Consider the following 9,580-nt stretch of genomic DNA (forward strand, 5'->3'; position numbering starts at 1 on the left):
GCGCGACATTCCATATCCTGACGCCGTATCCTGGGACGCCGTTCTTCCGACAGCTCGATGCGGAAGGGCGGATCCTGCATCGGGATTGGGACCAATACGATACGGCGCATGTGGTGTTTGCACCAAAGCACATGAGTGCCGACGAACTCGACCGCGGCTATGCCTGGTGTTACGACCGCTTGTTTTCGCACACCTCGATCTGGCGCCGGCGGCCAACGGACTGGCGAGCCGTGCTGCCTTATCTTGCGATGAGCTACTTGTACAAACGCTCGAATCGCTTTTGGCATCTATTGATCAAACATCGCTTGACCGGCGCCGTCTGGCGGCCGCTCATCGAACTCTCCCGGCAGCGTCACTTGAAATTTCGGGCGCGAATGGCTCGCAGGGAAGCGGTGAAGGGTGCCGTCTCGGTCCCGCAGCGCGCGAGCCAGTATGTGAGTCCAGGCGTTTGACCGAGCCATCGTCGGGCTGTTCGCGCCCGGCTACGATCCATGAGAGGATCGGGGCATGCATCGGCATGCAACCAGCAGGGCAAATCGCGCGTTCAGTGACCGGCCAAAGCTCCCGGGGATGGACTCGTGAAAGGCGTAATCAAAGCATGGCTTGCGGCACTGGTCCTGCTGCTGTCGGCGAGTGCCGTTGCGCGGCCTGTGGTGGTGGAGTTGTTCACGTCGCAGGGCTGCAGTTCGTGCCCGCCGGCGGATGTGTTGCTCGGCGAGCTGGCTCGCAAGCCTGACATCATTGCACTGGCATACCACGTCGACTATTGGGACGAAGAAGGCTTCAAGGATCGGTTCTCGATGCCGGAGGCCACCGAACGTCAGCGAGGCTATGTGCGGCGCTTGTCCCGATCCGGCGCCTTCACACCACAGATCGTGGTGAGCGGCGATACCAGTGTGTTGGGTTCCAATCGCACCGAAGTGCGTAAAGCTATCGCCGGCGACCGAGATGCGCTCGCGATCGAGCTATCGAAGGCGGGCGGCAATCTGCAGATTCAGTTTCTCGAAGCGTGGCGCGAGTCCATGGATGTGTATCTGGTCAGTTACCTGGCGGAGGCGACCGACAAGATCAGCAGCGGCGAGAACGCTCGGCGCACGCTTAAACATTTCAATGTGGTGCGCTCAATCAAGCGGCTGGGCACCTGGAACGGCAAGCCACAACAGATGGTCGCGAAGCTCGCCACGCTACCGAACGATGCGACGTCGGTGGCCGTGATTCTGCAACGAAAGAATCACGGCGCCATTGCCGGTGCGGCCACGCTCGCGTTGCGCTGACCGCTCGTTATCAGTGGACGAACGGATCGAGCGTCTTGATGGTGCCGTCCGCGTTGTAGAACAACTCGGTGACCTTCACGTTACGCAGGCGCGTTTGTCCTGACAGCTGTGAGTCGGCGTAGAACAACCACGAACGACCATCCCATTCGACGATGGAGTGATGGGTGGTCCAGCCTTCCACCGGTTCCAGAATGCGTCCGGTGTAAGTGAACGGGCCGTACGGCGAATCGCCAATCGCATAGACGATGTAGTGCGTGTTGCCGGTGGAGTAGCTGAAGTAGTACTTGTCGCCGTGCTTGTGCATCCACGAGGCTTCGAAGAAGCGTCGATCGTGGTCGCCGCCGAGCAAGGGCTTGCCGGCTTCATCCAACACCACCACGTCTCTCGGCTTCTCCGAGAACTCGAGCATGTCGTCGCTCAAGCGCGCGATCTTGGCTGTCAGCGCAGGCTGATCATTCGCGTTCAGATCCGTCTTGGAGCCATTGGGATCATGCGTCCCCGTGGTGAACTGTTGTAGCTGTCCGCCCCAGATACCGCCGAAGTACATGTAGGTGTGTCCGTCGGTATCGGTGAACACGGCGGGGTCGATGGAGAAACTGCCTTTGATCGGTTGCGGCCGCGGCTCGAACGGACCGGTGGGCGACTTGGACGTGGCAACGCCGATACGGAACGCACCCTGTTTGTCCTTGGCAGGGAAATATAGGAAATATGTGTCGCCCTTCTTGGCTGCATCGGGCGCCCACATTTGTTTGTCGGCCCACGGCACCTGGCTCACATCCAGCGCGACGGGATGTAACGTAACCGGCTCGCCGATCCGATCCATGCTGATCACCCGATAGTCGCGCATCTCGAAGTGCGCGCCCATGTCGTCTTCAGGCGTGGAGCCCTCGATGTCGTGGCTGGGATAGACATAGATCTTGCCGTCCCACACATGCGCCGATGGATCGGCCGTGTAGATCTCGGACACCAGCGGCTGCGACAAGTAGCCACGTTCCTGCTTGGCAGGCGCTTGTTGATCCGCGCCAGGGCTGGCTGCGGGCGGGGCTTCTTTGGCAGAGCAGGCGGCGAGGGTGGCAATGACGGTAAGCGCAAGCAAGCGCAACGACGGGCGGTGCATAGACTCCCCTGAAGATCCTGATAGCTGTTCGGCGGCGTAAAGCTAGCATCAATTCGGTCGCGTTGGTAGCGGTATCAGTGGCGGCAATCGGCGCGGATTCAGTCAGAATTGCGGGCCTGTTCCCTATCGCGCGTGCCAAGAAATGAAACTTCGCCCCGTGCTGTGTTCTGTGCTGTTGGCAATGGTGTGTACGACTGCGCGAGCTCAAGTCGCTGCGGACGAAGCCCTGACGCTTCAAGCAACGTTGCCTTCGCCTTGGGGCAAGCCGTTGAGTCCACCCATGGCGGCGGGCACGAAGCTGCGCTTCGCACCTGGCGTGATGAAGGGACCGGCGCCTTTGAACTGCCCCGGCGCCACGCACACGTTCTTGCGAGCGCCGGCGGACGGCCTGTTCGAAGGTAATTTGCCAGCGCCGGCTGAGCAAAGTGCCAAGGCGTTCGGGATGCCCAGTGGTCTGGTCACTCAGCGTATCGGTTGTAGTAACGCGAGCTTCGATGTGCATCGAGCCGCCGACGGTCGCGCTTGGATTGGACTCGACAACGCGGTGCTTAGCTGGTCTCGCGTGAGCATTGCTAGTTCTCCGGAAGCGACGGTGCAGACGTTGTTGGTCCAGCACTTCGCGGCGGATCTGGATTTCTCGCCAGCCACGGTGGCGGCGCAGGCGGCCTTGCTCACCGAAGCGCTGTCGAAACAGATGAAGAGTTGGTTCGAGCGCACTAAGGGCAGCGAGGAACCGCCGGAGTTGAATGGCGATCCGTACACGGATAGCCAGGAGTATCCCAACAGCTTTCAGTTGGGGAAGGCTCGTATCACAGGCAATCGCGCCGAAGTGACAGTGATGTATCAGGGCGAAGGACGCCCTGCTTATCCCGTGCACGTGGAGTTGGTTCGTGTGAACGACGCGTGGCGCGTGAGTGATCTGCGTTATCGCGATGGTCAGAAGCTTTCGCAGCTGCTGAATCGCTGAGAGTCACCGGCGTCGCTCAATGCGTGCTAACAGGGCTTTGTGATCGCTGATCCCCTCGAGCACTTGGCATTCCAAGACGTCATAGTGCTCGGTCGAGAAAATCGTATCGACGGCGAGCTGCAAGTCGGCGACTTTGTGAAACTGCGGATCGAGCGTGGACGTCACGCTCGCCGGTAAATGATCGGTCAGCGGCAGCTCAGCGACGAAGCGGCTGAACATCTCCCGGCCACGCGGCGCGTTGAAATCGCCGCACAACACGTAATCCGAATAGCTCGATAGCACCTGCTTGAGGCGAGGAAAGTCCGCCTTCTGCAACTCGTTGATGTGCCCGTCCGCGGTCCAGGTGAAGTGGGTGGTGGCGATTCGATACGCCAGCCCCTGATGTTCCAGCTCCGTCACGATCAAGGCGCGCCGTGGATCGTTTGGGTCTCGCAAGATTCGAATGCGCGAATCTTCAGAGTAGTAGCGAATGGTTTGTTCACGCACCGGCACGCGCGTCAACACTGCCACACCCCAAGCGCGTTCCAGGCCAGGCTCTCTGGTCTGCAGCCCGCTCAGCGCATATTTCACTGCATACCCGCCACTCGACGCCAAGTATGCACAGCTCTCTTGCAATGCTTCTTGCAAACAAACGACGTCCGGCAGGTGCTTGGCAATGACGGCCTGCACGCGCGCGAGATGACGGTCGTTCTCGACGTTCAAGGTCAGCAACTTGATAGCCATTTCGTTCCACTGGCGGCATCCAATGTCCGCGCTCGTCACGATACACAGTTGGTGATGACGTCGTTGCTCCGGCCCGCGGTAGTCGACTTTGAATGTCCAGCGCCAGCCATGAATAGCAGGTCAGCCAATTCTGCAGTCAAGGCCGCCTGGCGGGCGGCGCTGCGCAGGGCCGTAATATTTTTTGTCGAGCGATAGACATGGCTCGAAGGACTGGACTATAGTCATTAGTGAAAAACATTTTATTCCTGCTGTTGGCCCATTCGGGCGGTAGCAGGTGACTTGGGGGAACGGGCAACGAGCGCCTGCATAGACGCGGCGTTCTGCTTGGCAGTCCCTCCGGTCCGGCACGAAGGTCAGACAATGGGGGATACGTTGTTATGGCTGAGAGGAATTCTGTCTCGACAGCATCGGCACTCGCGGTGCTCACGGCGCTATCGGCAACTCCGAGCTACGCTCAGAACGTTGCGAGCTCGTCCGGACTCGAGGAAGTCGTCGTCACCGGCATACGGCAGCAATTACAAACATCCCAAGCCCGTAAAGCCGATGCCGAAGAAATACTGGACTCCATTACCGCGGAGGACATCGGCGCATTGCCGGATCGCAGCGTCACCGAAGTTCTACAGCGCATTCCAGGTGTGGCCATCGGTCGCGTGCCAGAAGCCCGCGATGCCGACCGCATTGCTGTGGAAGGTGCCGGTGCGACGGTGCGCGGGCTCACTTGGGTTCGCAGCGAGCTCAACGGACGCTCGGCGTTCTCCGCCAAGAAAAGCCGAACCTTGGGGTTCGAAGACATTCCGCCCGAACTGATGGCGGCGGTCGATGTTTATAAGAACCCTTCGGCGGCGATGATCGAAGGCGGCCTGTCGGGCGTGGTGGATCTGCGCACTCGGATGCCGTTCGACAGTCCCGATCAAGTGCTCGGTGTGTCGGCCGAGTACGCGGTCGGCGATCTGGCCAAGAAAGAGCGTCCCTCCGGTTCGTTCCTGTATAGCAATCGGTGGACCACTGGTATCGGCGAGCTGGGTTTCTTGGTCTCCAGCAGCGCTTCGCAACTGACTAGCCAAACGCACACGTTGCACATCGACAAGTACTACGCACGCACCGATTTGCCGGGCTACGAAGGCCAGACGGTGTTTGCGCCGGGCGGCATCGGTTGGCGCGAACTCACCGTGGATCGCAAGCGTGTCGGTGGATCGTTGGCGCTGCAGTGGAAGCCCAACGATGCGGTTGACGTGTCGTTGCAATACTTCATGTCGGATGCAAACTTCGAACAGAACGAGAATGCGCTGTGGACCGAGCAAGGGGGCGGTCTCACCGGCACCAACCTGCAAGTCTCGAATGGTTATCTGGTGGGCGGCGATATCACCAACAGTTACTTCAATGCGTCCGCGCGCTACAACGAGCGGCAGAGCGTAAATCATGACGCTGCCTTACATCTGACCTGGCACGCCTCCGACCGCTGGCGTTTCGACGTTGATGTGCAACGCGCGTTTGCCGATACGGATGCGGCAGATCTAACGTTGGGTTCGCCCACGCAGGGGCAGGGTGCCGGCACGTTGGACTTCGATCTGCGACTGAACGGCAGCGGTCGGCCAACCATTGCGCTGGGTCCCAACAGTGTGATGACCGATCCGGACCAGTACTACTACGGCTGGGCCATGGATCATTACGAAAAGAACGACGCCGACGCTTGGGCTTACCGCGCCGACGGCGAATTCACGTTCGACAACAGCGATTGGTTGGATCGAATTCGTTTCGGCATTCGCCAAGAAGACTACAGCTCGACCACACGCGAAACCGGTTATCGCTGGGGCGCGGTGGCGCAAAGCTGGGGTGGCGGCATCACCACGTTCGGCGATGCTAGCGTCCCCTACACGCGGCAGGCCTTCTCGAACTGGTTCCATGGCGGGCGGGCGCCGAGTGTTTACTTGTTCCCGCGTGCCTCGGCGTTCAATAGTCGCCGTGCGTTTGAGAGTACCGTGCACAGCGTCGAGACCGGCGGCACCAACTGCTGCGATTGGACGCCCTGGAATGGCGACTTCTCCGACACGACTCCGGGCAACGATGGCTTGGGGATCAACACTCAAGACCAGAGAACGTTGGCGGGCTATGTGGCCGCGCATTTCGGTCGCGACAAATTCGACGGCAATCTGGGCGTGCGCTTGGTTCGCACTGAGAATTCAGGCACCGGGTTGTTGACCTTCAGCGGCATCAACGTGGTGGGCGCTCCTAATGAGTTGGCATTCGCGAACGGTGCGTCGTACGAGTCGACCGACGACAACAGCTACACCGACGTGTTGCCCAGTTTGAACCTGAGATACAAGGTGCGCGACGACGTCTTCCTGCGACTGGCCGTCGCTCGTTCGCTGTCTCGACCAGACTTCCCGTTGCTGTTGCCAGCGATCAACATCACTGCGGATCTGGGCTTGATGGTGAATGGCACCTGCCAGGAATTGCCGGAAGGAGCGCAAGTGGGCACCTGTGTGTATGCCTACAACGGCTACTCGGGCAATCCTGATCTGGAGCCGATGCGGTCCTGGCAGTACGACCTGTCGGCTGAGTGGTACATCAATGCCACCAACTCCATCACCGGGGCGATTTTCTACAAGCAGCTCGAAGGCTTCATGGAAACGTCGTTGAACTCGTCGGTGGATTACACCAACAACGGCCAGACGCGCACGGTGCGTGTGTTGCGGCCGGAGAATCAAGGCGACGGCTACGTGAAAGGAGTCGAAGTCGCATACAACGGCTTCTTCGATTTCCTGCCGGGCTTTGGCAAAAACTTCGGTGCCCGCGCGGCGTTCACTTATGTGGAAAGCGCCGGTACGCGCAACATCGCGGCGAATCCTTACGACGCCAAACAGCGGGACAACTCAGCGCTGGATAACTATCCGCTCGAAGGCTTGAGCAAGACCAGTTACAACGCCGAGCTTTACTACAGTACGCAGCGTTTCGAAGCGCGGCTCGCGTACAACTGGCGCGAGCGTTACGTGCTCACGATGGCGGCGGCTAACTTGGATATTCCGGCGTGGGCCGATGACTATGGCCAGCTGGACGGCTCGATCCACTTCAATGTACTGCCGAACCTCAAGGTGGGCTTTCAAGCGGTCAACATTACGGACGCGCCGTATCGAGTGCTGGTCGACAACTTCGTGCAAAGAACCGGGCTCACGTATCACAACTGGGTGAGCGCGGACCGCCGTTACAACGTGTTCGTTCGCGCCAGCTTCTGATATGCGCTTCATCATCGTGGGCGGCGGCTCCTCGGGTTGGATGACCGCCGCCGCGTTGGCGCATGCGCTGAAGGGCGCGCATTCGGTGACGCTGGTCGAGTCGGACGAAATCGGCACGGTCGGCGTCGGCGAGGCGACCATTCCGCCGCTGCAGTTCTTCAATCAGGTGCTCGGCATCAATGAGCGCGAGTTTGTTCGCGCCACACAGGCGACGTTCAAGCTCGGCATTCAATTCCGCAACTGGGGCTGGGCCGGGCATCGCTATTTCCATCAGTTCGGCGAGTTCGGCGCCAACATCGATGGCATCTCGTTTCATCAGTTCTGGTTGCGGCTGGTGGCCAACGGTCATGCGTATCCGTTGAGTGATTACTCGCCGGCGGCTATCGCGGCCGATCAAGGCCGCTTCCTGCCGCCGTTCCCGACCATGCCCAAGGACATGCCTCAGCTCGCGTATGCCTATCACTTCGATGCCGGGTTGTACGCGCGCTTCCTGCGAGGCTATGCGGAACAGCGGGGCGTCGTTCGTGTTGAAGGGCGTATCGTGCAGGTGGATCGCGACGGCGAGAGCGGAATGATTCAGGCCGTGCGACTGCAGGACGGCCGCATCGTTGCTGGTGATTTCTTTCTCGACTGTTCCGGATTTCTGGGCCTGCTGATCGAGCGCACGCTGCACACCGGCTTTGAAGATTGGACTCATTGGCTGCCGTGCGATCGCGCGCTGGCGGTGCCTTGTGAGCGAAACGCAGCGGACTTCGTTCCGTACACGCGGTCGACGGCCCATTGGGCCGGCTGGCAATGGCGCATCCCGTTGCAACACCGGACTGGCAACGGTCACGTCTATTGTTCTAACTACATCGACGATGACGAAGCAGCCAGCGTGCTGCTGCAGAATCTGGATGGCAAAGCGCTGGCGGAGCCGCGGTTGTTGCGATTCACCACCGGACGGCGCAAGAAATTCTGGAACGGCAACTGCGTGGCGCTAGGGTTGGCAGGCGGTTTCATGGAACCGCTCGAATCCACCAGCCTGCACTTGGTGCAGGCCGCGGTGTTTCGTTTCCTGTCGTTGGTGCCGTTGTCTGGGCTGCCGGATCCGGCGGCGGAAGCAGAGTTCAATCGCCTCAGCATCGTGGAGTACGAGCAGATCCGCGACTTCATCATCCTGCATTACGTGGCCAATCGTCGCGATGAGCCGTTCTGGCGCGATTGTCAGCACATGTCGATCCCCGACAGTCTCGCGCAGCGACTGGAGCTGTTTCGCTCACGAGGCAAAGTGGCGCGCCATGACGGCCAGCTGTTCGCGGATTCGAGCTGGGTCGCGGTCTTGTTGGGGCAAGGCGTTCAACCGCAACGCTGGGATCCATTGGCCGACATCATGCCGCTGGCTGAGCTGGAACAGAGGGCGGCGGGATTACGGCACAAACTGCACGAGGCCATCACGCGCATGCCCAGCCATTTGCAGTTCATCGAAAGCAATTGCAAAGCGGCGTGATGTTTCACCCGCGAATGCCGACTTTGAACCTGGCGGTAGAGAAGGAACACATGTCCAAGTTGAGAGCGCTCAGGTCGAGTTGGGCGCGTGGGGCCAAGCTCGTGCTGATTCTGCTGTGCTGGGGCGGCGCAGTCGCGGAGGCTGAGCCGCTGGGGCTGCTCGATCGCAACGGCAGCTTCGTCAGTATCGAGCCTTACGCTCCCAACATCGTGCGCGTGACTTTGAGTCTGGAGAAAGAGCGAGTGAGTGCGCCCGCCGGGCCAGGGTTCGTCGCGAGTCTGGATACGAACGGGTGGAGGCACGAGGTCGCCGCGTCGGGAGATAAATACATCTCGCCGTCGCTATCAGTCGAAGTGAAGGCGCAACCCGCGCCGGGTCCGCCGAATCAAATGCAGCGTTACTTCGCTCCATCGCTGCCGCCAGTGTCGGTGACGGTACGTAAGCCCGGCGGCGAGACCCTGGTGGAAATGAGCGGCTGGGAACTGGCGCCGCACACGGTCAACGGCGAGCAAACATTTCGGGTGGGCGCAAGTTTCGTGGCGCCACCGGATGAGCACTATTACGGCTTGGGCCAGAATCAGGAAGGCATTCTGGATCATCGCGGCCGCACTCTGGACTGCAAGCACAACTACGATGCGCCCGCTGGTGAAACTGTCTGCGTGCCGTTCCTGGTGACCAACAAAGGCTACGGCATTCTTTGGGACAATCCGTCGAGCACCACCGTCTCAGCGGGGTTGCAAGGGCGCACTACCTGGCAGTCGAAAGTGGGCGAGCGCG

Annotated in this window: 7 protein-coding genes and 1 pseudogene; 6 read left to right on the forward strand and 2 right to left on the reverse strand. The window is 60.3% G+C overall.

Annotated elements, in window-relative coordinates:
• On the forward strand, positions 1–452 hold a 452-nt coding region (locus tag JNL55_RS36015; RefSeq protein ID WP_293866495.1), incomplete at its 5' end, for a DUF4070 domain-containing protein.
• Between the two features lie 126 nt (positions 453–578).
• Complete coding sequence (locus tag JNL55_RS36020; RefSeq protein WP_293866499.1) at positions 579–1,274, forward strand: DUF1223 domain-containing protein; 696 nt, start codon at positions 579–581, stop codon at positions 1,272–1,274.
• A gap of 10 nt (positions 1,275–1,284) precedes the next feature.
• Here JNL55_RS36020 and JNL55_RS36025 read toward each other — a convergent pair whose 3' ends face one another.
• Positions 1,285–2,391 (reverse strand): glycoside hydrolase family 43 protein, encoded by a 1,107-nt coding sequence (locus JNL55_RS36025; RefSeq protein ID WP_293866502.1) that lies wholly within the window; start codon positions 2,389–2,391, stop codon positions 1,285–1,287.
• A gap of 142 nt (positions 2,392–2,533) precedes the next feature.
• Between JNL55_RS36025 and JNL55_RS36030 the strand changes: the two genes are divergently transcribed.
• Positions 2,534–3,358 carry a DUF3828 domain-containing protein gene (locus tag JNL55_RS36030; RefSeq protein ID WP_293866505.1) on the forward strand — a complete coding sequence of 275 codons (825 nt, stop codon included), beginning with the start codon at positions 2,534–2,536 and terminating at the stop codon, positions 3,356–3,358.
• A gap of 3 nt (positions 3,359–3,361) precedes the next feature.
• On the opposite strand, the gene JNL55_RS36035 is transcribed toward JNL55_RS36030, so the two are convergent.
• Complete coding sequence (locus JNL55_RS36035) at positions 3,362–4,081, reverse strand: endonuclease/exonuclease/phosphatase family protein (RefSeq protein WP_293866508.1); 720 nt, start codon at positions 4,079–4,081, stop codon at positions 3,362–3,364.
• Positions 4,082–4,458: 377 nt separating this feature from the next.
• On the opposite strand from JNL55_RS36035, the gene JNL55_RS36040 reads away from it, so the two are divergent.
• From JNL55_RS36040 to JNL55_RS36050, 3 genes and pseudogenes are all read left to right on the forward strand, one after another.
• A complete protein-coding gene (locus JNL55_RS36040) occupies positions 4,459–7,314 on the forward strand; it encodes a TonB-dependent receptor (protein WP_293866512.1) in 2,856 nt (951 codons plus the stop codon).
• 1 nt (position 7,315) lies between these two features.
• The gene (locus JNL55_RS36045) at positions 7,316–8,803 is read left to right on the forward strand and encodes a tryptophan halogenase family protein (RefSeq protein ID WP_293866515.1); all 1,488 of its coding nucleotides are present in this window, start codon (positions 7,316–7,318) and stop codon (positions 8,801–8,803) included.
• Between the two features lie 50 nt (positions 8,804–8,853).
• A pseudogene (locus JNL55_RS36050) lies at positions 8,854–9,580 on the forward strand (alpha-glucosidase); the annotation flags it as partial.

The organism is Steroidobacter sp. (assembly GCF_016790065.1).
Classification (GTDB): Bacteria; Pseudomonadota; Gammaproteobacteria; order Steroidobacterales; family Steroidobacteraceae; genus Steroidobacter.

Bases quoted from the DNA above. Each gene is read 5' to 3' on its own strand.
- JNL55_RS36025 (WP_293866502.1), bottom strand. From the start codon at position 2,391: ATGCACCGCCCGTCGTTGCGCTTGCTTGCGCTTACCGTCATTGCCACC.
- JNL55_RS36030 (WP_293866505.1), top strand. From the start codon at position 2,534: ATGAAACTTCGCCCCGTGCTGTGTTCTGTGCTGTTGGCAATGGTGTGT.
- JNL55_RS36035 (WP_293866508.1), bottom strand. From the start codon at position 4,081: ATGGCTATCAAGTTGCTGACCTTGAACGTCGAGAACGACCGTCATCTC.
- JNL55_RS36040 (WP_293866512.1), top strand. From the start codon at position 4,459: ATGGCTGAGAGGAATTCTGTCTCGACAGCATCGGCACTCGCGGTGCTC.
- JNL55_RS36045 (WP_293866515.1), top strand. From the start codon at position 7,316: ATGCGCTTCATCATCGTGGGCGGCGGCTCCTCGGGTTGGATGACCGCC.